Here is a 21,555-nt window from a genome sequence, read left to right on the forward strand (position 1 = left end):
CGCGGAAGCCCGCTTGTCGGCCGGCGCGGCATCGGCGAGAGGGGTGCGAGACGACGCGCCGCCGCATGGAGAGGCCGAAGCATGGTTCCGCGCTACACCCGCCCGCAGATGGCCGAGATCTGGTCGCCCGCCGCGCGCTATCGCATCTGGTTCGAGATCGAGGCGCTGGCCGCCGAGGCGATGGCGGCGATCGGCGCGATCCCCGCCGAGGCGGCGCGCGCCATCCGCGAGGGCGGCGCGCGCAAGGTGGCGCAGATCACCGAGGCCGACATCGCGCGCATCGACGAGATCGAGCGCGTGACGCGCCACGACGTGATCGCCTTCCTCACCTGGCTCGGCGAGGGGATCGGCGAGGACGCGCGCTTCATGCACCAGGGCATGACCAGCTCCGACGTGCTGGACACCTGCCTCGCCGTGCAGATGACCCGCGCGGCAGACCTGCTGATCGCCGACGTGGACGCGGTGCTGGCCGCGCTGGAGGCGCGCGCGCGCGAGCACAAGTTCACCCCCACCATCGGCCGCAGCCACGGCATCCACGCCGAGCCGACGACCTTCGGCCTCAAGCTCGCGGGCCATTACGCCGAGTTCAGGCGCGCCCGCGCGCGGCTCCAGCAGGCGCGCGCGGAGGTGGCGACCTGCGCGATCTCCGGCCCCGTGGGCACCTTCGCGAGCGTGGATCCGCGCGTGGAGGCGCATGTGGCGGAGAAGCTCGGCCTGGCGGTGGAGCCGGTCTCGACGCAGGTGATCCCGCGCGACCGCCACGCCGCCTTCTTCTGCCACCTCGCCGTGGTGGCCGGGGCGGTGGAGCGGCTCGCGACCGAGGTGCGCCACCTCCAGCGCAGCGAGGTGCGCGAGGCGGAGGAGTTCTTCCACGCGGGGCAGAAGGGCAGCTCCGCCATGCCGCACAAGCGCAACCCGGTGCTCTCGGAGAACCTGACGGGCCTTTCGCGCCTCATCCGCGGCTATGCCGTGCCGGCGCTCGAGAACATCGCCCTCTGGCACGAGCGCGACATCAGCCATTCGAGCGTGGAGCGCGTGATCGCCCCGGATGCGACCATCGCGCTCGACTTCGCGCTGATGCGGCTGGCGGGGATGGTGGAGAAGCTCACCGTCTATCCGGCGCGGATGGAGGAGAACCTGGAATCGCTCGGCGGCGTGGTGCACAGCCAGAAGGTGCTGCTGGCGCTGACCCAGGCGGGCCTTTCGCGCGAGGCGGCCTATGCCGCGGTGCAGCGCGCGGCGATGGAGACCTGGCTCAAGCTCGGCCGGCCCGAGGGCCGGCGCTTCCGCGACAATCTCCTGGCCGATCCGGAGGTGGCGCCGCGCCTCAGCGCCGAGGCGCTGGATGCGGCGATGAACCCGGCGCTGGATTTCCGGCACGTCGAGACGATCTTCGCGCGCGTCTTCGGGAAGGCGTGATCGCGCCACGAAAGCGCCACGCCCCGGGCCTTTGATTCTCCCGCGGCGGGCGCCCCCTCCCCCCGGGGCGCCGCCGGTGGAGAGCCGGCCATGCGAGGTGGCGCGACACGAACCCTGACTCTGGCCGCGGCATTGCTGCTGGGCGCCTGCGCGACCTACCAGCCCGGCTACTATGCCGGCTACAGCTACGGCTACCGCAGCCCCGGCTGGGGTTATGCGAGCCCCGCCTGGCGCAGCCCGGGCTGGTCGGGCTACGGCGGCTATGGGGGCTGGTCGGCGCCGCGCCATGTGGCGCCCGCGCCGCCCCCGCCGCGCTTCTCCGCCCCGCCCGCGCCGCCCCCGCCACGTTTCGCCGCGCCCCCGCCCCCGCCCCCGCCGCGTTTCGCCGCCCCGCCGGGGCCGCCCCCGCCCGGGCCGCCTCCGGCGCGCTTTCAACCGCCCTCTCCGGGCGGGCCGCCCCCGCCGGGCCGGCTCCCGCCCCCGCCGCGCCCGCCCTTCGGCTGAGGCGCGCCACCCCTGCACACGGGAGGAGTCCATGATCCGCAAAGCCGCCCTGCTGTTCTCCGCCCTCTTTTGCGCGGGCCTGCTCTCGGCCGCGACCGCGCCCGCCGCGGCGGGCCATGGCTATGGCTACGGGTACGGCTATCGGCCGCCGCCCCCGCCGCACTGGCATTGGCGCCCGCCGCCCCCGCCGCCGCGCGTGATCCATGTGCCGCCGCCGGTGGTGTATCACCGGCCGCCCTGCTGGCGGCTGCCGCCCTGGCATCCGGCCTTCTGCCCGCCGCCGCCGCGCTATTACCGCCACTGGTAGGGGGCGCCACTGGCAGGGGGCCTCGCGTCCCTGCATAAGCGGGGCATGTGCACCGTGATCCTGCTGCACCGGCCGGGCGAGGCCTGGCCGATGCTGCTGGCCGCGAACCGCGACGAGCGGCTGGACCGCCGCTGGGACGCCCCGGCCGCGCATTGGCCCGGCCTGATCGGCGGCCGCGACGCGATGGCGGGCGGCACCTGGATGGCCATGAACCGCGCGGGCGTGGTCGCCGCCGTGCTCAACCGCCCGGGCAGCCTGGGGCCGGAGGCGGGGAAGCGCTCGCGCGGGGAGTTGCCGCTCCTCGCGCTGGAGGCGGCCAGCGCCGCCGGGGCGGCCGCCCGCCTCGCCGTGCTCGACGCCGGCCTCTGGCGCCCCTTCCACGCCGTGCTGGCCGATGCCGAGGGCGCCTGGTTCGTGCTGGGCGCGGGCGAGGGGCGGCCCGAGGCACGGGCGCTGCCGCCCGGCCTCGCCATGATCACGGCGCATCCGCCGAACGATCTCGCCAGCCCGCGCATCGCCCGCCACCTGCCGCGTTTCGCCGCCGCCCGCCCGCCCGCCCCGCCCGATTGGGGGGATTGGCCGGCCCTGCTGGCCGATTCGGCCGGGGCGGCGGCCGAGGCGCTGAACATCCCCCCGCTCGGCGGCTTCGGGACGCTGTGCAGCTCGCTTCTGGCGCTCGGCGCTTCGGGCGAGCGGCTCTGGCATTTCGCCGCCGGCCCGCCCGACCGCGCGCCCTTCCTGCCCCTGCCGCTCGACTGACCCGCGTGGCACGCATGGGCAAGCCTTGCTATATCAAGGCTCCGCTTCGCTTTCCCACCAAGGACCCGCCGCCATGGCTCGCCGCCGCCAGCTCTACGAGGGCAAGGCCAAGATCCTGTTCGAGGGCCCCGAGCCCGGCACCCTCGTCCAGTACTTCAAGGACGACGCCACCGCCTTCAACGCGCAGAAGCGCGGCACCATCACCGGCAAGGGCGTGCTGAACAACCGCATCAGCGAATACCTGATGCAGCGCCTGGGCGAGATCGGCATCCCCACGCACTTCATCCGCCGCCTCAACATGCGCGAGCAGCTCGTGCGCGAGGTGGAGATCATCCCGCTCGAGGTGGTGGTGCGCAACGTCGCCGCCGGCAGCCTGGCCACGCGGCTCGGCATCCAGGAGGGCACGCGGCTGCCGCGCTCCATCATCGAGTACTACTACAAGAACGACGCGCTCCAGGACCCGATGGTGAGCGAGGAGCACATCACCGCCTTCGGCTGGGCCTCCACCCATGACCTGGACGACATCGTGCAGCTCACGCTCCGGGTGAACGACTTCCTCTCGGGCCTGTTCCTCGGCGTCGGCATCACGCTGGTGGACTTCAAGCTGGAGTTCGGCCGGCTGTGGGAGAACGACGAGATGCGCATCGTCCTCGCCGACGAGATCAGCCCCGACAACTGCCGGCTGTGGGACGCCAAGACCGGCGAGAAGATGGACAAGGACCGCTTCCGCCGCGACCTGGGCAAGGTGGAGGAAGGTTACCAGGAGGTCGCGCGCCGGCTGGGCATCCTGCCCGAGGCGGGGATCCGCGACCTCAAGGGCCCCGAGGTGATGCAGTAGATCTTCGCCCTCGGAGGACGCGAGGGTTCTGTGCGGGAGTGCCGGATGGTGACGAGGTTGCGCGTGACAGTCTTCCCGAAGGCGGGGGTTCTCGATCCGCAAGGCAAGGCGATCGAGCGCGCGCTGGGCGGCCTCGGCTTCGCGGGGGTGCGCGAGGTGCGCGTGGGCAAGGTGATGCTGGTGGATGTGGAGGAGAGCGACCCCGCCCGCGCCCGGGCCATGGGCGAGGAGATGGCGCGCCGGCTGCTCGCCAACACCGTGATCGAGAGCTTCACCGTGGAGATCGCGTGAGCGGCGCCACCACCCCCGCGCCCATGCCGCGCGGCCTGCGCGCCTTCCTGCTCGTCTCGGGCGGGCTCGCCGCCTGGCGGGTGCTGAGCACCGCGGCCTTCCTGCTGTTCGGCCCGCCGCTCGAGGTTCCGGCGCAGCACCACACGGCGCAGCTCTTCTTCCTGCTCTCCAAGGCCTTCCTGGGCGGGCTGTTCTGGCCGATCAGCCTCGCCATCGAGGGCTGGCGCGACCCGCTGGGCTGGATCCTCTACCCATGGTGAAGGCCTCCATGGTGATGATGGCGGTGCTGACCGTGCTCGTCTTCATGGGGCTCGGCTGGCGCGAGCGGCGGCTCGCCGCCCACCAGCCGCCGCCGCCGCGCCAGGGCTGGTTCGCCCGGCAGAAGGCGAAGGCGAACCGGGCGGTGACGGCCGCCGCCATCGCCGCCATCGGCACCAGCGTGATCCTGGGCGCGCTGCATTGGCTGCGCGTGGCGCAGGGGTGAGCCTGCTGTGGGCCTTCCTGCTGCTTCTTCTGCTGCCCGCGGGCGTGTTCGGCATGGTGTTCGGCGCCATGGCGGTGGCGGCCGCGCCGCTCTCGCTGCTTCTTCTGCTGCTCATGCCCCGGCGCTGGCGCGAGGGCCTGCCGCCCGCGACGCTGTTCGTCGGCGCCATGCTGCTCTCGCCGGTGCTGCTGCTCGCGGGGCTCGCCCTCGGCGCGCTCGCGGGCGCGCCGCTGGATTGGCCGGAGATCGAGTGGCGCGCCGTCGAGCATGCGCGCCTGCCGGGCGAGACCTGGCGGCACCTGTTTCCCATGCGGCCGCCCCGCGGCGCGCCCGTCTCCCCGGAGGGCTGACCCCATGAAGGCCGCCATCTGCGTCTTCCCCGGCACCAACCGCGAGCGCGACATGGCCATCGCGCTGGAGCGCGCCTCGGGCCGCAAGCCTCTCATGCTCTGGCACCGCGAGACGGCGCTGCCCCCGGGGCTCGATCTCGTGGTGCTGGCCGGCGGCTTCTCCTATGGCGACTATCTGCGCTGCGGGGCCATGGCCGCGCATTCGCCCGTCATGGCGGCGGTCCGGGACTTCGCGGCGCGGGGCGGGCATGTGCTGGGGGTGTGCAACGGCTTCCAGATCCTCACCGAGGCGGGGCTGCTGCCCGGCGCGCTGCTGCGCAACGCCAGCCTGCGCTTTCTAGCCATGGACTGCACGCTGCGCGTGGAGCGCGCGGACACGCCATACACCGCGCATTTCCAGCAAGGGGCCACCTTCCGCGCCACCATGGCGCATGGCGACGGCAATTATTTCTGCGACCCCGCGACGCTGGCGGAGCTGGAGGGCGAGGGGCGCGTCGTGTTCCGCTACGCCGACGAGAACCGCAATGGCAGCCTCAACGCCATCGCGGGCATCTGCTCGCCCAATGCGCGGGTGCTCGGGCTGATGCCGCACCCCGAGAACTGCGTGGACCCGTTGGTGGGCGGCACCGAGGGGCTGCCGGTCTTCACCTCCATCGTGGAGAGCCTCGCGGCCTGAAGGGCGGGAATACCTCCCCCCTACCGCCGCGGCCCCGCGCCTGGCGGGGCGGGCGGCGGCTCGCGCAGCGCGAAGCCGGGCGGGGGGCGGAACAGCGCGGGGTCCTGCGGGCCGAGGCGGATCTCCTCCTGGCGGAACTCCGTCGCCACGAGCTGCCCGCCCTGCGGCGCCATCTGCCGCGCCCACAGCAGCACGCCATCCGGCCGGCAGAGCACGCGCTCCGTCTCGCGCCAGCGCCCTCCTTCCTCCTGCAGCTCGGTGATCAGCGTCACGCCCTCGCGCCCGCGTTCCTCGCGCTGGCGCAGCGCCTCGGGCGGGATGGGCGGGCGCCGCGGGGCGGGCAGGCGCAGCGCCACCGGGGGGTTGGCCGCGGTGTCGAAGACGATCCGCCCCTCGGGGCTGAGCAGGGTGACGAGCCGCCCCGGCCCGCCATGGGGGGAGGGGGCCTCGATGCGCATGCGCCCCTCGGCGAAGAACACCCGCACGGGTGGCGGTGCGCCGGGGCCGAGCGTGACGCGCGTGGCGCTGTAGGAGGGCTGGCCGAGCCGGGCGCAGCGCGGATCGGCCTTCGCCGGGGCGGCGAGGGCGAGCAGCGCGGCGAGGCAGGCGGCGGCGCGCATCGTCAGAAGGGCAGGGCGAAGTCGCCGCGCGGCATCAGCCCCACGGCCCGCACCGCGTCGGCGAGGTTGCGCTCCACCGAAATCCCGTCGCGGATCACCTGCAGGGGCGAGCGCGTGGGCAGCGCCTCGCCCCGCCGCCAGACGGCCAGCGCCGCTCCGGTGTATTCTCGGCGGAAGCCGCCCTCCAGCATGCTGGTCTGCCCCACCATCGGATCGGCCAGGTAGAACACCCCCTCATGGCTCGCGCGCAGCACCGAGAAATGCTGCCAGCGCCCCTTGTCGAGATGCACCACCAGCGGCCCGGCCACCCGGCCGAGCTGCTCGACCGGCACGCGCGCGGCCTGGGCGGCGAAGCCCAGCCGCTCGGCGGCGAAGATGAGATCGCCCAGGGAGAAGCCCGTCTCCGCGCGCTCCCGCCAGGCCTCGCGCGTGGGGTAGCGCTCGCGCAGCACCGTGATGACATCGGCCTCGCCCGTGGGCCGGCCGAGGAAATAGGTGAGGATGGTGGCGAGCGAGGCGCTGCCGCAGGAGAACTCCAGCACCTGGCGCACCACATGGCGGAAGCGGCGCTGCTGCCAGGAGAGGGGGCGGCGCATCTCCTCCGCCGCGGCCGGGCCGCCGGGGAGGGCCAGCAGGGCGGGCAGGGCCAGCAGGGCGCGGCGCGCGGGCATCAGAAGCGGTAGCGCAGCCCGAGGCCGAGCTGGAAGGAGGGGCTTTCCTGCACCAGGCCGAGCACCAGGGAGGGCTCCACCCAGAGGCTCTCGGCCATCTTCTGCACCAGGGCGAAGCGCAGCGCGCCCGTCTCCATGGCGGTGGGGCGGTAGGCGATGCCGCCCGCCCTGAGCCGCGTGGTGTAGGAGCCGAGGAAGCTGAGCCCGAGCGTGGAGCGCTCGCTCATCGCGAAGCTCATCCCCGCATTGTAGTTGATGCGCCGGCCCGGCTGGAAGGCGACGCCCTGGCGCTCGGCCTCGAAGGCGTGCTCGTAGGAGGCGCCGGCGAAGACCATGATCGGGTCGAAGGTCTTGAAGAACTGCGCGCCCAGCCGCACGGCCCAGGCGCCGCGCGCGTTGTAGAGGCGCAGCGGGTCCACCGGGATCGCCTGCTCGGTCAGCCCCTGGGGCGGGCGCAGGAAGGGCGAGGGGCCGGTGGGCGCCACCACGCCCAGGCTGAACACCGCGCCCGGGCGCAGCTCCCGCTCGCCCCAGCCGCGGATGTTCACCTGCAGCGCGATGTCGCCGAGCCGCGTCAGCTCGCGGTCGCTCACCAGGCCGGGGCCCGTCTCGATGGCGCGGGTGGAGTGGAAGAAGGGCAGGCTGAGCGAGGCCTCCACCCCCTCCATCACGCCCGCGCGCAGCGTGGCGGTGCCGGTGAGCAGGCGGTCGGCCGAGAGGGTGCGGCGGTGGCGGGCGTAGCCGAGGTCGAAGGAAGCCTCGAAGCGGCCGGGGCGCAGGGTCACGGCCTGGTCGCGGAAGATGAAGGCCTCCTGCGGCACCTCCTCGGCCTCGGCGCCCTGGCGGCCGATGGCGCTGGCCTGGACGGCGGGCAGGGGCGCGCCGGCCTGGGGGGAGGGGGGCGGGGCCGGGGATTGCGGCGAGAGGCGCACCGGGGGCGGTGATGCGGGGGCCGAGGGGGCGGGCGCTGCGCCGGCGCCGGGGGCCGCGCTCGCCCCCCGGGCGGCGGCCGGCCGTGCGGCGGGGCGGGCCTGGCGCTCCAACTGCTCCAGGCGCTGTTCCAGCAGGCGGATGCGCTCCAGCAGCGCGGCCTCCTGCGCGGAGACGGTCTGCGCCTGGGCCGCGCCACCCAGCGCGAGCAGGGCGAGGGAGAGCAGGAGAGGGCCGGGCGAGGCCCGGCACATCGGTTCAGAACCCTGCACGCGAATCGGCCTCCGGCGCGCCCCGGCGGGCGCCTTTGGTCACTCTCTCATGCCGGCGGCCGCCTTCTGCGGACCCGCGAGAAGGCGGCGCGGCCGCGGGGATGCCCTTGTTGGGGCGCGTCGCCGGGCCGGACGGGCGCGGCGCCGCCGCCCGCCGTATCAATACCCGTAGTAGGAGTAGAGATAGGCGTAGTAGGAGTAGATGTAGGCGTTATAGGCGTTGAGCATGGCCGTGTAGTACCAGCTCTGCTCGGTGCTGCTGTTCGCCGCGGCGTAATACCGGGCGTAATAGGCGTAGACATAGGCCGTATAGGCCGCGTCCATCGCGTAATAGCCATAATAGTCCGCCCAGTAGCCCTTGGCGGTCACCTCGTTCGCCGCCTCGGGCGACATGACCGTCACCTCGGCCGAGCCGAAGACCGGGCTGCGCTCGGCCTGGACGGGGGCAGACAGGAGCCCGCACAGCCCCATCGCCAACAGGAGATTGAGAAGGGCGCGACGCATGGCTGTCTTCCTCATGAATTATTGATGACGTCGCGGATTTCGCCCCCTCCGCCCCCTTCGCGTCAACGCCGATCGGGACGGGTGGCGCGGAATTCATCCGGTGCGCCCGTGCATCGTTCGCGCCCGCCTCACCGCGCGAAGAGCGGCAGGGCCAGCAGCGCGCTCAGGATCACCGCGTTGGCGAGCGTGGTCACCAGCCCCGCCGTGAGCGAGACGACGAGAATGGCCTGCGGCATGGGCCCGTGCGCGCGCTCCATCTCGCGCATGGTGGCGAGGGCGGTGGCGGTGGAGCCGAGCGCGAAGCCGCAGAAGCCCGCGCTGGTCACCGCGGCCTCGGCGTCGCCGCCCAGGGCGCGGAAGCAGAGCCAGCGCGTGAAGGCGATGGTCAGCGCCGCCTGGGCGGCGATGATGAGCAGCAGCGGCAGGGCGAGGGCCGCCACCTCCCCCAGCCGCAGCGCGGCCATGGCCAGCGCGAGGAAGAAGGCCAGCGCCAGCGCCTGCACCAGATCCATCGCCGCCGCCTCCGGCGCGACGCCGAGCGGGCCCAGCACCAGGTTGCGCAGCAGCACGCCAAGAAAGAGGGGCCAGAGGAAGTCCGGCAGCGTCGCCGGCAGCGCCGCGGCGCGGGCGGCGATCCAGGCGCCGCCCACAACCGTCAGCAGCACCAGGGCGAGGGCGCCGGTCACGGCCTCCGCCGAGGCCGCAGGCGGCGCGGGGGCGGGCGGGGAGGCCGGTCCGCGCCGCGCCGCGCCGGCGGGCAGGAGGCCCCGCACGGAGGGCCCCGCCAGCAGCCCGCCCAGCACGATGCCCAGAGTGGCCGCGGCCAGCGCCACCTCCCTGGCGCCCTCCAGCCCGTGCCGCGACTCGAAGAGCGCCGCGAAGGCCGCCCCCGTGCCATGCCCGCCCACCAGCGTGATCGAGCCGGCGAGCAGCCCGATGAGCGGATCGAGCCCGAGCAGCAGCGCGAGCCCGATGCCGAGCAGGTTCTGCGCCAGGATGAACAGCGCGACCAGCACGCCGAGCCGGGCCAGCGCCGGCCCGCCCGCGCGCAGGCTGCCGAGATCGGCCGAGAGGCCGATGGCGGCGAAGAAGGCCAGCAGCATCGGCTCGCGCAGCGCCGCGTTGCCGGGAGGCGACCAGCCGAGCAGGGCCTGCGCCGCCCAGGCGGCCAGCGCGAGCAGCAGCCCGCCCGTCACCGCTTCGGGGATGTTCCAGCCGGCCAGGGCGGGCAGCCGCGCATGCAGCAGCCGGCCGAGCAGCAGAACCCCCGCGGCGAGCCCCAGCCCTGCGAGCGCATCGCCTTCCATTCCACCGCCCCCGGCTCCCTGCGCGGGCGGAGGGTGGCAGCCGCGGCGCTGCGCCGCAACGGGGCGCGCGCGGAAGCCAGGCGATGCGGCCGGCCTGACCGCCGCCCCCGTCAGGTCACCTGCCGCCGCCCGAGGAAGGCATGGACCCCCTGGGCGAGGGCCGTGACCAGCTTCGTGCGGTGATCCGCCCTGTTCAGCAGCGCCTCGTCCAGCGGGTGGGAGAGGAAGCCGCATTCCACCAGCGCGGCGGGCACATCGGGCGCCTTCAGCACCACGAAGCCGGCGCGGCGCAGCGGCTGGGGCAGCAGGGGCACATCGCCCTCCAGCGCCTGGATCGCGAGGCGGGCGAGGCGTTCGGAGGCGATGCGCGTCTCCTGCCGCATCAGGCTGAGCAGGATGCGCTGCACCTCGGGCGGCACCGAGGGCAGGCGCAGCCCCCCGGCGAGGTCCGCCTGGTTCTCGCGCCGGGCCAGGGCGGCGGCCAGCGCGTCGGAGGCCTGCTCGGCGAGGGTGTAGACCGAGGCGCCGCGCACCTGCGCCGCCTGCGGCCCCGGCAGCGCATCCGCGTGCAGGGAGAGCAGCAGCGCCGCCTCCTGCTCGCGCGCCATCTCCACGCGCCGGGCGAGGGGGAGGAAGGCATCGCGGCTGCGGGTCAGCGCCACGCGGCAGCGCCCGCCGGCCTCGAGGGCGCGGCGCAGCTCCTGCGCCAGCAGCAGGGTGATGCGCTTCTCCTGCGTGCCGCGGGGGCCGATGGCGCCGGGGTCCGCGCCGCCATGGCCGGGGTCGAGCATGACGAGCGGCAGCAGCCCCGCCGGCGCGGGGCGGCGCGGCGCCGGGCGCGTCTGCGCGCCCGCCGGTGCGGCGGCAAGGCCGAGCCATCCGCCCAGCCAGGAACGGCGAGTGAACCCCCTCATGCGGCGCGACCCCCATCGCGCGGCGCAACCATAGCGGGTAATGCCTGGGGAAATCCAGGGGAGTCTGCCTCGCCTCCGGGCATCCCGCCCGCGCGCTGGGCAGACCGGCCGGGTCGGCGCCGAGGGGGAAGGGGGGCTGCCCTTGTGGGGGGGCGGCGCGCCGCGTAAGGTGGGCTGCCCCAGCGACCGGCGCTGCGGGCGGAACGGGGCCGCAAGCCGCCCCCGGCCAGGGCGCGCCATCCCGGCGCGGCCAGCCGGCGCAGCGCGGCGGCCCCCGCCGAGGCCCGGCGCGCGCCGACATCGCGCCCGCCCCGCAGGCCCGGCCGGTTCCGCCCGCGCGCCCGCGGTGCATCGCCCCCTCGCGCCCGACGCGGAGGCCGGCGGTGCCGCAAGGTCGCCCGCCCGCGTCGGGCGCACATGAGTGGGGGTAACGCCATTGGGCCCTCCGGCCCGCCGTCCCCGCCGCCGGGCGAACGGCTCCGGAGCGCCCCCGAGCGAGGACCGAGGCTCGATGTCGCCGACATCGCCGCTGTTCAGACCCCGCCCGGAATCCGTCCTTCCCTCCCCCTTGCGCGTCCGCCCGGCCCTGCCCCCGCTACGGGAGCCGGCCAGCCGGCGCGCGGAGTGTTTCCCGCATGACCAAGCGCATGTTGATCGACGCGGCCCACCCGGAAGAAACCCGGGTGGTCGTGATGGATGGCTCCCGCGTTGAGGAGTTCGACCTCGAGGCGGCCAACCGGCTTCCCCTCAAGGGCAACATCTACCTGGCCCGCGTGGTGCGGGTGGAACCCAGCCTGCAGGCCGCCTTCGTGGAGTATGGCGGCAACCGGCACGGCTTCCTCGCCTTCGGCGAAATCCATCCGGACTACTACCAGATCCCGGTCGCCGACCGGCAGAAGCTGATCGAGATGCAGGAGGCCGAGGCCCGCGAGGAGGCCGAGGCCGAGGCCCGCGAGGAGGAGCGCCGCGCCCAGGCGCTGGCCCGGCGCGAGGCCGCCCGCGCCGCCGCCCAGGCGATTCTCGACGCCACCACCCCGCCCGCCCCGGCCGAGGGCGAGGACGCGCCGAGCCCCGAGGCGCTCGCCGCGCAGCTCGAGGCGGAGGCCGCCGCCCGCGCCGCCGCCGAGGCCGTGCTGGCCGGCGAGGAGGCTGCGGGCGAGGAGCCCCTGGCCGACGACCCGGCCGGCGAGGCCGCCCCCTGCCTCGCTCCCGAGGCCGCCCCGGAGGCCCCCGGCGAGGAGGCCCCCGGCGAGGAGGCGAACGGCGAGGAGGCGAACGGCCGCGTCGAGATCCTCCCGCCCTCCGACCTTCCTCCGCCCGAGACCATCGGCGTGGGCGAGGGCGACGCCGAGGGCGATGCGGAGGCCGAGGCGGAGGAGCGCGCGCGCGAACGCCGCGCCACGCCCCGCTTCCTGCGCAACTACAAGATCCAGGAGGTGATCCGCCGCCGGCAGATCATGCTGGTGCAGGTGGTGAAGGAGGAGCGCGGCACCAAGGGCGCGGCGCTGACCACCTACATCTCGCTCGCCGGGCGCTTCTCGGTGCTGATGCCCAACTCGCCGCGCGGCGGCGGCGTCTCGCGCAAGATCACCTCGGCGGCCGATCGCCGCCGCCTGCGCGAGATCATCGAGGAGCTGGAGCTGCCCCGCGGCATGTCGCTGATCGTGCGCACCGCGGGCGCGCAGCGGCCCAAGCCCGAGATCAAGCGCGACTGCGAATACCTGCTGCGCCTGTGGGACGACATCCGCGAGCGCACCCTGGCCTCCACCGCGCCCGCGCTGATCTACGAGGAGGCCGACCTCATCAAGCGCGCCATCCGCGACGGCTACGCGCGCGACATGGACGAAATCCTGGTGGAGGGCGACGAGGCCTACCGCCAGGCGCGCGAGTTCATGCGCATGCTGATGCCCGAGCACGCGGGCAAGATCAAAGCCTATCGCGACGGCGCGGTGCCGCTCTTCTCGCGCTACCAGGCGGAGAGCCAGCTCGACGCGATGCACGAGCCGACGGTGCAGCTCAAATCCGGCGGCTACATCGTCATCAACCAGACCGAAGCGCTGGTCGCCATCGACGTGAACTCGGGCCGCGCGACGCGCGAGCGCAACATCGAGGACACGGCGCTCAAGACCAACCTCGAGGCGGCGGACGAGATCGCCCGCCAGCTCCGCCTGCGCGACCTCGCGGGGCTGATCGTGATCGATTTCATCGACATGGACAGCAACCGCCACAACGCGATGGTGGAGAAGCGCCTGAAGGACGCGCTGCGGCACGACCGCGCGCGCATCCAGGTGGGGCGCATCAGCCATTTCGGGCTGCTCGAGATGTCGCGCCAGCGGCTGCGCCCCTCGCTGACGGAGCAGAGCTTCGTCACCTGCCCGCACTGCAACGGGCGCGGGGTGGTGCGCAACCTGGAGAGCAGCGCCATCGCCGCGCTGCGCGCCATCGAGGAGGAATGCGCCCGCCGCCGCGCCGCCGAGATCACGGTGCGCGTGACCACCCCCGTCGCGCTCTACCTGCTCAACCGCAAGCGCGACCGGCTGGCCGAGATCGAGGGGCGCTGGGGTGTGGCCGTGCTGTTCGAGCCCGATGACAGCCTGCGCGGCGCGGAGACGCGCATCGAGCGCGGCCGCGCCCCCGCCGCCCCGCCGGCCGAGGAGAAGCCCAGCGCGCTGCGCATGGACTACGCCCCCGAGGCCGAGGAGGCGGAGGAGGCCGAGGAATCGCCCGAGGCCGAGGCCGCCGAGCCCCGCGCCGGCGCCGAGGAGGAGCGCAGCCGGCGTCGCCGTCGCCGCCGGGGCCGCGGCCGCCGCGCCGAGGCCGGCGAGCGCCCCGAGGCCGGCGCCGCCCCCGCCGAGGAGGAGGGCGCCGAGGATGCCGCCGCCGAGGCCGAACCCGCCCCTGCCGAGGATGCCGCCGCCGAGGAGGGCGCCCCGGCCGAGGCCGGGCGCGGCGAGGAGGAACGCGGCCGCCGCCGCCGGGGTCGCCGTGGCGGCCGCCGCCGGCGTGAGGGCGAGCCCGCCGCCCAGGCCGCCGAGGGCGAGGAGGAGGGCGAGGCCGCCGCGGCCCCGCCGCCCGCCTATGCCGGCCCCACCCCCGCCGACCCCTTCGCCGGCGCGCCGGACAGCGTGCTCGCCGCGCTGGAGGCGGCCGAAGCCGCAGCCGAGGCCGCGCTGGCCATGCGCGCGGCCCCGCCCGCGCCGCCTTCCGAACCCCTCGCCGTGACGCCCGAGCCCGTGCCCGCCCCGGAGCCGGAGGCGGAGCCCGCGCCCGCCGCGGCCGCGACGCCGGAGCCCGTCCCGGCCCCGGCCGCGCCCTCGGCCGCCGCGCCCGAGCCGCCGCCCGCCCCGGTCATCGGCCCCGCCATCCAGCCCAAGCCGGTGGAGGAGGTCGCGGCCGTCGCGCCGCGCCGCGCGGGCTGGTGGAAGCGGTGAGCGCGCCGCCCGTCCTCGTCGCGCGCGAGGGGCCGGTCGTTCGTGTCACCCTGAACCGCCCCGAGCGGCGCAACGCCATCGGCGGCGGCATGGGCGAGGCGCTGGACGCGCTGCTGGCCGAGCTCGCGCAGGACCGCACGGCCCGCGTGGTGGTGCTGCGCGGCGCGGGCGGGCATTTCTGCGCCGGGCTCGACCTCACCGAGGTCGGCCAGGGGCCGCGGGAGGAGCGGCTGGCCGCCGGCGAGCGTCGCAACCGCGCCATGGGCGAGCGGCTGCGCGCCCTCAGCGCCCTGCCGCAGGTGGTGGTGGCGGCCGTGGAGGGCGCGGCCCATGCCGGCGGCCTCGGCTTCGTCTGCGCGGCCGACATCGCCTTCGCCAGCGCCGATGCCCGCTTCGCCGCGCCCGAGGTGCGGCGCGGCCTGGTGCCCGCGCAGATCCTGCCCTGGCTGGTGCGGCGCATGGGCCGCAGCCAGGCCGCACGGCTGGTGCTGGAGGCCGGGGTGCTGGAGGCGCCGGCCGCGCTCGCCATGGGCCTCGTGCACGAGGTGCTGCCCGACCGCGCGGCGCTGGAGGCGCGCCTCGCCGCCCTGCTCGCCGCGCTGCGCGAGGCCGCGCCGGGCGCGCTGGCCGAGACCAAGGCGCTGCTCGCCGCGCTCGGCCCCGTCGCGCCCGAGGGCTATGCCGAGGCCGGGGTGGCCGCCTTCGCCCGCACCGCCGCCGGCCCCGAGGCGGAAGAGGGCATCGCCGCCTTCCGGGAGAAGCGCAAACCGGCCTGGGCGGTGTAGCCTGCCCGCGCGCCGGGCGTCGGCGCGAGGGGCGAGGGGGCTGGGATGGCCGGGCCGCGCAGGCCGCAACTCCGGAACGGGACGCTGCACGCCGATCTCTGCGTGATCGGCGCTGGCTCGGGCGGGCTCTCCGTCGCGGCCGGGGCGGCGCAGATGGGCGCCTCGGTGGTGCTGGTCGAGAGGGGCCGCATGGGCGGGGAATGCCTCAACACCGGCTGCGTGCCCTCCAAGGCGCTGCTCGCCGCCGCGGCGGCCGCGCAGGCGGCGCGCGGGGCGCATCGCTTCGGCCTCGATGTGCCCGAGCCCCAGGTGGAGTTCGCCCGGGTGCGCGCGCATCTGCGCGAGGTGATCGCCGCCCTCGCGCCGCAGGATTCGGCCGAGCGCTTCGAGGCGCTGGGCTGCACGGTGATCCGCGCCGCCGCCGCCTTCACCGGCCCGCGCGAGGCGGTGGCCGGGGGCCAGCCCATCCGCGCGCGGCGCTTCGTCCTCGCCACCGGCTCGCGCGCCGCCATCCCGCCCATCCCGGGCCTCGCCGCGCTGCCCTTCCTCACCAACGAGACGCTCTTCGACCTCGCGGAGCGCCCGGCGCATCTGCTGGTGCTGGGCGGCGGGCCGGTGGGGGTGGAGATGGCGCTGGCCTTCCGCCGCCTCGGCAGCGCGGTGACGCTGCTGGAGCGCGCCAGCCTGCTGCCGCGCGAGGAGCCCGAGGCGGCCGCCCTGATCCGCGCGGCGCTGCGGCGCGAGGGGGTGGCGGTGGAGGAGGGGGCGGCCGTGGCCGCGGCGAACCCCGGCCCGGAGGGCGAGGGGGTGGAGCTGGAGTTCGACCAGGACGGGCTGCGACGCAGCCTCCGCGGCTCGCATCTGCTGGTGGCCACCGGGCGGCGTCCGAACACCGAGGGGCTGGGGCTGGAGCTGGCCGGCATCGCGCACACGCCGCGCGGCGTCACCGTGGATGGGCGGATGCGCACCACCAACCGGCGGGTCTTCGCCCTCGGCGACGTGGCGGGCGGGCCGCTCTACACCCATGCGGCCGGGGCCCAGGCCGGGGTGGTGCTGCGCAACGCGCTGCTCGGCCTCCCCGCGACGCGCGACGACCGGGCGATGCCGCGCGTCACCTTCACCGACCCCGAGCTCGCCCAGGTGGGCATGACCGAGGCCGAGGCGCGCAAGGCCGGCGAGGCGGTGACCGTGCTGTGCGAGCCGCTCGCGCACAATGACCGCGCGGTGGCCGAGCGCGCGCCGGAGGGGCTGGCGAAGATCGTGCTGGGCGGGGCCGGGCGGGTGCTGGGCGCGACGCTGGTGGCCCCGCGGGCGGGCGAGATGATCGGGCTCTGGGCGCTGGCGGTGCAGCAGGGCCTGCGCATCGGCGCGGTGGCGCGGCTGGTTCTGCCTTATCCGACCCTTTCCGAAATCTCGAAGCGTGCGGCGGCGCGCTTCTACACCCCCGCGCTGTTCGGCCCGCGCACCCGCGGGCTGGTGGGGCTGCTGCAGCGGCTGCTGCCGTGAGCGGGAGGCGGCTCGCCCTGCTCCTCGCGCTGGCGGCGCTGCTGCTCGCGCTGCGGCTCGCGGGGGTGGAGGAGCTTCTCTCGCTGGAGGCGCTGGCGCGGCGGCGGGAGGCGCTGCTCGTCCTGGTGGCGCGCGATCCGGCGGCCGTCGCGCTCGGCTATGTCCTGCTCTATGCGCTGGCGGTGGCGGCCTCGCTGCCGGGCGCGGCCATCCTCACCCTGGCGGGCGGCTTCCTGTTCGGCGCGGGGCTGGGCGCGGCGCTGGCGGTGCTGGGGGCGACGCTGGGCGCCACCGGGGCCTTCCTCGTCGCGCGGCGGCTGCTGGGCGAGGCGGCGCTGGAGCGGCTCGGCCCGCGCGCCCGGTCCCTGGCCGCGGCGATCCGGCGCGACGCCGCCTCCTACCTGCTCATGCTGCGCCTCGTGCCGCTGTTTCCCTTCGTGCTGGTGAACCTCGTTCCCGCCCTCGTCGGGGTGCGGCTGCCGCTCTATGTCGCGACGACCTGTCTCGGCATCCTGCCCGCCACCGCGCTCATCGCCCTGACCGGGGCGGGGCTGGGCGAGGCGCTGGAGGGGGGCGGGGCGCCCGATGCGGGGCGGCTGCTCTCGCCCGCCATGCTGGCGGGGCTGATCGGGCTCGGCTTGCTCGCCCTGGCCGCCATCCCCATCCGCCGGCGGCTGGAGCGGCGGTGATGCGCCCGGCGCGGGCGCGCCTACATGACGGCGCAGCCCCGAGCCGCCAGAGGGAACAGGCCTTGTCCATCCGCCAGCAGGAGGCGCCGCGCCTCGATCCGCGCAAGTTCCAGGACCCGGAGGTGACGCTCAAGGGCGAGCCGCGCGCGAAGGTGGCGCTGGGCGCGCTGCGCACCCTCTGGTTCAACACCGGCACGCTGTGCAACATCGCCTGCGCCCACTGCTACATCGAGAGCAGCCCGCGCAACGACGCGCTGGCTTATCTGACGCTGGACGAGGTGCGCCGCTTCCTCGACGAGGCGCGCGGGCAGCCGCTGGAGGAGGTGGGCTTCACCGGCGGCGAGCCCTTCATGAACCCCGAGCTGGTGCCGATGCTGGAGGAGGTTCTGGCCCGCGGCCTGCGCGTCCTGGTGCTGACCAACGCCATGCAGCCCTTGCGCCGCCACCGCGCGGCGCTGCGCGCGCTGCTCGACCGGCACGGGCCGGAGCGGCTGATCCTGCGCGTCAGCCTCGACCATCACGACGCCGCGGCGCATGACCTCGAGCGCGGCGCGGGCAGCTTCGCGCGCACGCTGGAGGGGATGCGCTGGCTGGCGCGCGAGGGCTTCACGCTGCACGTCGCGGGCCGCGCCGGCTTCGGGCAGGCGGGCGAGGCGGCGATGCGCGCGGGCTACGCCGCGCTGTTTGCCGCGCACGGCATCGCGGTGGACGCGGCGGACCCGGTGGCGCTGATGCTCTTCCCCGAGATGGACGCGGGGCGCGACGTGCCGGAGATCACCACCGCCTGCTGGGGCATTCTCGGCAAATCCCCGCAGAGCGTGATGTGCGCCTCCTCGCGCATGGTGGTGCGGCGCAAGGGCGCGCCGCGCGCGGCGGTGCTGGCCTGCACGCTGCTCGCCTACGATCCGCGCTTCGAACTGGGCGCGACGCTGGCGGAGGCGGCGCGGCCGGTGGCGCTGAACCACCCGCATTGCGCGCGTTTCTGCGTGCTGGGCGGGGCGGCCTGCTCGCGCTGATCACGCCCCGGGCGCGGCCAGCGGCACGCCCAGCGTGCGGGTGAGCCAGGCGAGGCGGTGGCGCTGCGCCGCCCGGGCATGGGCGCGCGCGGCGGCCTCGGCCGCCTCGCCGTCGCGCGCCGTCAGCGCGCGCAGCAGGGCGAGGTGCTCGCGATGGGCGGATTCCGCGCGGCCCTCCAGCGTCAGCAGCGAGGGCAGCAGCGCGAGATGCGCCGAGAGCTGCTCGAGGCTCTTGAGCAGGTAGCGGTTGTGCGCGGCCAGGTAGAGCAGCCCGTGCAGGCGCTGGTTCAGCGCCGCCAGCGCCGCCGCATCGCCGAACAGGGCGGGCTCCTGCTCCAGCAGCTCGGCCATGGCGGCGAGCTCCGCCTCGCTCGCGTGCTGCGCGGCCAGCCGCGCCGCCGCCCCCTCCAGGATTTCGCGCATGACGTAGAGCTCCACCACCTGCGCGTGGTCGGGCCGCGTCACGGTCAGGCCGCGGCGCGGGGCGTGGGTGAGGAGCCCCTCCGCCTCCAGCCGCGCCAGCGCCTGGCGGATGGGGGTGCGCGAGACGCCGAAGCGCCGCGCCAGCTCCTGCTCCGTCAGGCGCTGGCCGGGGGGCAGGATGCCGTCGCGGATGGCGGCGCGCAGCCGCGCGGTCACATCCGAGGCGGGCGGGGTGTCCATGGCCCATTCTACCCTGGCTGGACATGGCTGGATACAGCGGGATACAAACCCGCATGGATTTCGAGCGGGTCTGGGACGTTCTGGTGGTGGGCGGCGGCAATGCCGCCCTCTGCGCGGCCATCACCGCGCGCCGGGCCGGCGCCTCCGTGGTGGTGGCCGAGCACGCGCCGCGCGCCATGCGCGGCGGCAACTCCCGCCACACGCGCAACCTCCGCGCGCTGCATCCCGCGCCGACCGATGTGCTGACGGAGAGCTACCTCGAGGAGGAATACTGGGACGACCTGCTGCGCGTGACGGGCGGCCGCACCGACGAGGCGCTGGCGCGCATGACCATCCGCGCCAGCGAGCACGCGCCCGGCTTCCTGGCCGATTGCGGCGTGGTGTTCCAGCCCTCGCTCTCGGGCACGCTCTCGCTCTCGCGCACCAACGCCTTCTTCCTCGGCGGCGGCAAGGCGCTGGTGAACGCGCTCTATCGCACGGCCGAGCGGCTCGGCGTCACCATCCTCTACGACACCGAGGTGCAGCACATCGCGATGGAGGAGGGCTTCGCGCGCGAGGCCATCCTCTCCTGGCGCGGCTTTCCCCAGCGCCTGCGCTTCAAGGCGGTGGTGGCGAGCGCCGGCGGCTTCCAGGCCAACCGCGACTGGCTGCGCCGCTACTGGGGCGATGCGGCGGACCGTTTCCAGATCCGCGGCACGCCCTACGCCCAGGGCCGCGTGCTGCGCGACCTGCTGGACCAGGGCGTGCAGGAGGTGGGCGACCCCACACAGTTCCACGCGGTCGCGAACGACGCGCGCGCGCCGATGGAGGATGGCGGCCTCGCCATGCGGCTCGACTGCGTGCCCTTCTCCATCGTCGTGAACCGGGACTGCCAGCGCTTCTACGACGAGGGCGAGGATGTCTGGCCCAAGCGCTACGCCATCTGGGGGCGGCTCATCGCCCAGCAGCCCGGCAGCCGCGCCTTCGCCATCACCGACAGCACCGCGCTGACCGATTACCTGCCGAGCGTCTTCCCGCCCATGCGCGCGGGCAGCATCCGCGAACTCGCGGGCATGCTCGGCCTCGATCCCGACAGGCTCGAACATGTGGTGGCCGAGTACAATGCGGCCGTGCGCCCCGGCGTCTTCCACCCGACCAAGCTCGACGGCTGCCGCACCGAGGGGCTGACGCCGCCCAAGAGCCACTGGGCGCGGCGCATCGAGACGCCGCCATTCATCGGCCATCCGCTGGCGCCCGGCATCACCTTCACCTTCCTCGGCGTGAAGGTGAACGAGCGCGCGCGGGTGATGATGCAGGACGGAAAGCCGAGCGCGAACCTCTTCGCCAGCGGCGAGATCATGGCCGGCAACATCCTCGGCCAGGGCTATCTCGCCGGCTTCGGCATGACCATCGGCACCGTGTTCGGACGCATCGCTGGCGAGGAGGCGGCGAGAGTTGCGCGAAACTGAGACGCTGGCCGAGGCGCGGCGGCAGATGGAGATCTGCAACGCCTGCCGCTACTGCGAGGGGTATTGCGCGGTGTTTCCCGCCATGGCGATGCGCCGCGCCTTCTCGGAGGGCGATCTCGCGCATCTCGCCAACCTCTGCCATGGCTGCAAGGGCTGCTACCACGCCTGCCAGTATGCGCCGCCGCACCCTTTCGGCGTGAACATCCCCGCCACCTTCGCCACGCTCCGCCAGGAGAGCTACGCCGAATACGCCTGGCCGCGCGCGATGGGGCGGCTGTTCGAGCGCAACGGCAGCGTCGTGGTCGGCGTCACGGTGCTCGCCGTGACGCTGGTGCTGCTGCTGACCATGGCGCTGCAGGACCCCGCGGTGCTCTACACCGCGCAGACCGGCACGGGCGCCTTCTTCCGCGTGATCCCCTACTGGCTGATGGTGGGGATGGCGGGGCTCAGCTTCGGCTGGGGGCTCTTCGCCATGGGCATGGGCGCCTGGCGCTACTGGCGGGGAACGGCGCCCGGGGCGGGGCTGCCGCCGGCGAGCCTCGGCGCGGTGACGGAGGCGGCGGGCGACATCCTGACGCTGCGCCACCTCGGCGGCGGGGGGCATGGCTGCAACGACCTCGACGACCGCTTCGGCATGACGAAGCGCTGGCTGCACCACGCCATGTTCTACGGCTTCCTGCTCTGCTTCGCCGCGACGACGGTGGGGGCGATCTACCACCACCTCTTCGGCTGGAAGTCGCCGCACGCCTTCCTCTCCCTGCCGGTGCAGCTCGGCACCTGGGGCGGGGTGGGGCTGATGATCGGCACGGGCGGGCTGATCTGGCTGAAGACCGTGACGGACCCGGGGCCGGTGGCGAAGCGGCTGCTGGGCGGCGAATACGCGATGCTCGCGCTGCTCTTCCTCATCGCCGCCACGGGGCTGCTGCTGCTGGCCCTGCGCCACACCGGGGCGATGGGGGTGATGCTGGCGCTGCACCTCGGTTTCGTGCTCGCCTTCTTCGTGCTGCTGCCCTACAGCAAGATGGTGCACGGGGCGTATCGCGGCCTCGCGCTGCTGCGCCATGCGCGCGAGAAGCGGGCCGGGAGAGCCTGATCCGCCTGGCCGAATGGCCGGGCGTATCGCGCGCGCCGGCTTGGCGGGCGGCGTGCAAAAACAAAGCCATGCCAGCGG

Annotated in this window: 24 protein-coding genes; 17 read left to right on the forward strand and 7 right to left on the reverse strand. The window is 75.0% G+C overall.

What is annotated here, in order from left to right:
* The first annotated feature begins 81 nt into the window (after window positions 1–81).
* The 10 genes from purB (at window position 82) to purQ (ending at window position 5,628) form a co-directional block, all read left to right on the forward strand.
* Window positions 82–1,419 (forward strand): adenylosuccinate lyase, encoded by a 1,338-nt coding sequence (purB, locus tag H596_RS0102780; protein ID WP_027283605.1) that lies wholly within the window; start codon window positions 82–84, stop codon window positions 1,417–1,419.
* A 90-nt stretch (window positions 1,420–1,509) separates the two neighbouring features.
* Window positions 1,510–1,923 (forward strand): hypothetical protein, encoded by a 414-nt coding sequence (locus H596_RS22690; RefSeq protein WP_156910009.1) that lies wholly within the window; start codon window positions 1,510–1,512, stop codon window positions 1,921–1,923.
* A gap of 31 nt (window positions 1,924–1,954) precedes the next feature.
* The gene (locus H596_RS19770; protein ID WP_037299792.1) at window positions 1,955–2,230 is read left to right on the forward strand and encodes a hypothetical protein; all 276 of its coding nucleotides are present in this window, start codon (window positions 1,955–1,957) and stop codon (window positions 2,228–2,230) included.
* Window positions 2,231–2,275: 45 nt separating this feature from the next.
* Window positions 2,276–2,989: an NRDE family protein gene (locus H596_RS0102795; RefSeq protein ID WP_027283606.1), complete on the forward strand. Its 714-nt coding sequence runs from the start codon at window positions 2,276–2,278 to the stop codon at window positions 2,987–2,989.
* A 73-nt stretch (window positions 2,990–3,062) separates the two neighbouring features.
* On the forward strand, window positions 3,063–3,827 hold the full coding sequence (gene purC / locus H596_RS0102800) for a phosphoribosylaminoimidazolesuccinocarboxamide synthase (protein ID WP_027283607.1): 765 nt from the start codon (window positions 3,063–3,065) through the stop codon (window positions 3,825–3,827).
* A gap of 45 nt (window positions 3,828–3,872) precedes the next feature.
* Window positions 3,873–4,118, forward strand: coding sequence for a phosphoribosylformylglycinamidine synthase subunit PurS (purS, locus tag H596_RS0102805; protein WP_027283608.1), 246 nt, complete (start codon window positions 3,873–3,875; stop codon window positions 4,116–4,118).
* Window positions 4,115–4,378 carry a hypothetical protein gene (locus tag H596_RS0102810; protein ID WP_027283609.1) on the forward strand — a complete coding sequence of 88 codons (264 nt, stop codon included), beginning with the start codon at window positions 4,115–4,117 and terminating at the stop codon, window positions 4,376–4,378. Before purS ends, H596_RS0102810 begins: the two co-directional genes overlap by 4 nt.
* A complete protein-coding gene (locus tag H596_RS0102815; RefSeq protein ID WP_027283610.1) occupies window positions 4,372–4,602 on the forward strand; it encodes a hypothetical protein in 231 nt (76 codons plus the stop codon). The genes H596_RS0102810 and H596_RS0102815 overlap by 7 nt, the downstream gene beginning before the upstream one ends.
* Window positions 4,599–4,952 carry a hypothetical protein gene (locus H596_RS0102820; RefSeq protein ID WP_027283611.1) on the forward strand — a complete coding sequence of 118 codons (354 nt, stop codon included), beginning with the start codon at window positions 4,599–4,601 and terminating at the stop codon, window positions 4,950–4,952. Before H596_RS0102815 ends, H596_RS0102820 begins: the two co-directional genes overlap by 4 nt.
* 4 nt (window positions 4,953–4,956) lie before the next feature.
* The gene (gene purQ, locus H596_RS0102825; RefSeq protein WP_027283612.1) at window positions 4,957–5,628 is read left to right on the forward strand and encodes a phosphoribosylformylglycinamidine synthase subunit PurQ; all 672 of its coding nucleotides are present in this window, start codon (window positions 4,957–4,959) and stop codon (window positions 5,626–5,628) included.
* 20 nt (window positions 5,629–5,648) lie between these two features.
* On the opposite strand, the gene H596_RS0102830 is transcribed toward purQ, so the two are convergent.
* The 6 genes from H596_RS0102830 to H596_RS19775 all read right to left on the reverse strand — a co-directional run bounded on the left by H596_RS0102830 (window position 5,649) and on the right by H596_RS19775 (window position 10,846).
* The gene (locus tag H596_RS0102830; RefSeq protein WP_027283613.1) at window positions 5,649–6,248 is read right to left on the reverse strand and encodes a hypothetical protein; all 600 of its coding nucleotides are present in this window, start codon (window positions 6,246–6,248) and stop codon (window positions 5,649–5,651) included.
* A 2-nt stretch (window positions 6,249–6,250) separates the two neighbouring features.
* Entirely contained in the window at window positions 6,251–6,919 is a 669-nt protein-coding gene (locus H596_RS0102835; RefSeq protein ID WP_027283614.1) for a C39 family peptidase, read from the reverse strand.
* Window positions 6,919–8,121, reverse strand: coding sequence for a transporter family protein (locus H596_RS0102840; RefSeq protein WP_156910010.1), 1,203 nt, complete (start codon window positions 8,119–8,121; stop codon window positions 6,919–6,921). The genes H596_RS0102835 and H596_RS0102840 overlap by 1 nt, the downstream gene beginning before the upstream one ends.
* Before the next feature lie 159 nt (window positions 8,122–8,280).
* Window positions 8,281–8,625 (reverse strand): hypothetical protein, encoded by a 345-nt coding sequence (locus H596_RS0102845; protein ID WP_027283616.1) that lies wholly within the window; start codon window positions 8,623–8,625, stop codon window positions 8,281–8,283.
* 128 nt (window positions 8,626–8,753) lie between these two features.
* Window positions 8,754–9,932, reverse strand: coding sequence for a sodium/glutamate symporter (locus H596_RS0102850; protein ID WP_051212279.1), 1,179 nt, complete (start codon window positions 9,930–9,932; stop codon window positions 8,754–8,756).
* A 110-nt stretch (window positions 9,933–10,042) separates the two neighbouring features.
* Complete coding sequence (locus tag H596_RS19775; RefSeq protein ID WP_051212280.1) at window positions 10,043–10,846, reverse strand: N-acetylmuramoyl-L-alanine amidase family protein; 804 nt, start codon at window positions 10,844–10,846, stop codon at window positions 10,043–10,045.
* A gap of 635 nt (window positions 10,847–11,481) precedes the next feature.
* On the opposite strand from H596_RS19775, the gene H596_RS0102860 reads away from it, so the two are divergent.
* The 5 genes from H596_RS0102860 to H596_RS0102880 all read left to right on the forward strand — a co-directional run bounded on the left by H596_RS0102860 (window position 11,482) and on the right by H596_RS0102880 (window position 18,273).
* Complete coding sequence (locus H596_RS0102860) at window positions 11,482–14,277, forward strand: Rne/Rng family ribonuclease (protein WP_027283618.1); 2,796 nt, start codon at window positions 11,482–11,484, stop codon at window positions 14,275–14,277.
* On the forward strand, window positions 14,274–15,062 hold the full coding sequence (locus H596_RS0102865) for an enoyl-CoA hydratase-related protein (RefSeq protein ID WP_169579842.1): 789 nt from the start codon (window positions 14,274–14,276) through the stop codon (window positions 15,060–15,062). Before H596_RS0102860 ends, H596_RS0102865 begins: the two co-directional genes overlap by 4 nt.
* A gap of 45 nt (window positions 15,063–15,107) precedes the next feature.
* Window positions 15,108–16,568, forward strand: coding sequence for a dihydrolipoyl dehydrogenase family protein (locus H596_RS0102870; protein ID WP_051212282.1), 1,461 nt, complete (start codon window positions 15,108–15,110; stop codon window positions 16,566–16,568).
* Window positions 16,565–17,257, forward strand: a complete 693-nt coding sequence (locus H596_RS19780; RefSeq protein ID WP_037299794.1) for a TVP38/TMEM64 family protein — start codon at window positions 16,565–16,567, stop codon at window positions 17,255–17,257. The genes H596_RS0102870 and H596_RS19780 overlap by 4 nt, the downstream gene beginning before the upstream one ends.
* 62 nt (window positions 17,258–17,319) lie before the next feature.
* Window positions 17,320–18,273 (forward strand): radical SAM protein, encoded by a 954-nt coding sequence (locus H596_RS0102880; protein WP_037299796.1) that lies wholly within the window; start codon window positions 17,320–17,322, stop codon window positions 18,271–18,273.
* Here H596_RS0102880 and H596_RS19785 read toward each other — a convergent pair whose 3' ends face one another.
* Window positions 18,274–18,936, reverse strand: coding sequence for a GntR family transcriptional regulator (locus H596_RS19785; protein WP_051212283.1), 663 nt, complete (start codon window positions 18,934–18,936; stop codon window positions 18,274–18,276).
* Between the two features lie 53 nt (window positions 18,937–18,989).
* Between H596_RS19785 and tcuA the strand changes: the two genes are divergently transcribed.
* Both tcuA and tcuB read left to right on the forward strand, forming a co-directional pair.
* Window positions 18,990–20,384 carry an FAD-dependent tricarballylate dehydrogenase TcuA gene (gene tcuA / locus H596_RS0102890; RefSeq protein WP_027283622.1) on the forward strand — a complete coding sequence of 465 codons (1,395 nt, stop codon included), beginning with the start codon at window positions 18,990–18,992 and terminating at the stop codon, window positions 20,382–20,384.
* Window positions 20,371–21,477, forward strand: coding sequence for a tricarballylate utilization 4Fe-4S protein TcuB (gene tcuB, locus H596_RS19790; RefSeq protein WP_037299799.1), 1,107 nt, complete (start codon window positions 20,371–20,373; stop codon window positions 21,475–21,477). Before tcuA ends, tcuB begins: the two co-directional genes overlap by 14 nt.
* Window positions 21,478–21,555 lie beyond the last annotated feature (78 nt).

Origin of the sequence: Rubritepida flocculans DSM 14296 (genome assembly GCF_000425365.1) — a bacterium.
GTDB lineage: Bacteria > Pseudomonadota > Alphaproteobacteria > Acetobacterales > Acetobacteraceae > Roseococcus > Roseococcus flocculans.

Bases quoted from the DNA above. Each gene is read 5' to 3' on its own strand.
- purQ (WP_027283612.1), top strand. From the start codon at position 4,957: ATGAAGGCCGCCATCTGCGTCTTCCCCGGCACCAACCGCGAGCGCGAC.
- tcuA (WP_027283622.1), top strand. From the start codon at position 18,990: ATGGATTTCGAGCGGGTCTGGGACGTTCTGGTGGTGGGCGGCGGCAAT.
- H596_RS22690 (WP_156910009.1), top strand. From the start codon at position 1,510: ATGCGAGGTGGCGCGACACGAACCCTGACTCTGGCCGCGGCATTGCTG.
- H596_RS0102845 (WP_027283616.1), bottom strand. From the start codon at position 8,625: ATGCGTCGCGCCCTTCTCAATCTCCTGTTGGCGATGGGGCTGTGCGGG.
- H596_RS19785 (WP_051212283.1), bottom strand. From the start codon at position 18,936: ATGGACACCCCGCCCGCCTCGGATGTGACCGCGCGGCTGCGCGCCGCC.
- H596_RS0102830 (WP_027283613.1), bottom strand. From the start codon at position 6,248: ATGCGCGCCGCCGCCTGCCTCGCCGCGCTGCTCGCCCTCGCCGCCCCG.
- purB (WP_027283605.1), top strand. From the start codon at position 82: ATGGTTCCGCGCTACACCCGCCCGCAGATGGCCGAGATCTGGTCGCCC.
- H596_RS0102795 (WP_027283606.1), top strand. From the start codon at position 2,276: ATGTGCACCGTGATCCTGCTGCACCGGCCGGGCGAGGCCTGGCCGATG.
- H596_RS0102850 (WP_051212279.1), bottom strand. From the start codon at position 9,932: ATGGAAGGCGATGCGCTCGCAGGGCTGGGGCTCGCCGCGGGGGTTCTG.
- H596_RS0102835 (WP_027283614.1), bottom strand. From the start codon at position 6,919: ATGCCCGCGCGCCGCGCCCTGCTGGCCCTGCCCGCCCTGCTGGCCCTC.
- purC (WP_027283607.1), top strand. From the start codon at position 3,063: ATGGCTCGCCGCCGCCAGCTCTACGAGGGCAAGGCCAAGATCCTGTTC.
- H596_RS0102870 (WP_051212282.1), top strand. From the start codon at position 15,108: ATGGCCGGGCCGCGCAGGCCGCAACTCCGGAACGGGACGCTGCACGCC.
- H596_RS0102860 (WP_027283618.1), top strand. From the start codon at position 11,482: ATGACCAAGCGCATGTTGATCGACGCGGCCCACCCGGAAGAAACCCGG.
- H596_RS19775 (WP_051212280.1), bottom strand. From the start codon at position 10,846: ATGAGGGGGTTCACTCGCCGTTCCTGGCTGGGCGGATGGCTCGGCCTT.
- purS (WP_027283608.1), top strand. From the start codon at position 3,873: ATGGTGACGAGGTTGCGCGTGACAGTCTTCCCGAAGGCGGGGGTTCTC.
- H596_RS19770 (WP_037299792.1), top strand. From the start codon at position 1,955: ATGATCCGCAAAGCCGCCCTGCTGTTCTCCGCCCTCTTTTGCGCGGGC.
- H596_RS0102815 (WP_027283610.1), top strand. From the start codon at position 4,372: ATGGTGAAGGCCTCCATGGTGATGATGGCGGTGCTGACCGTGCTCGTC.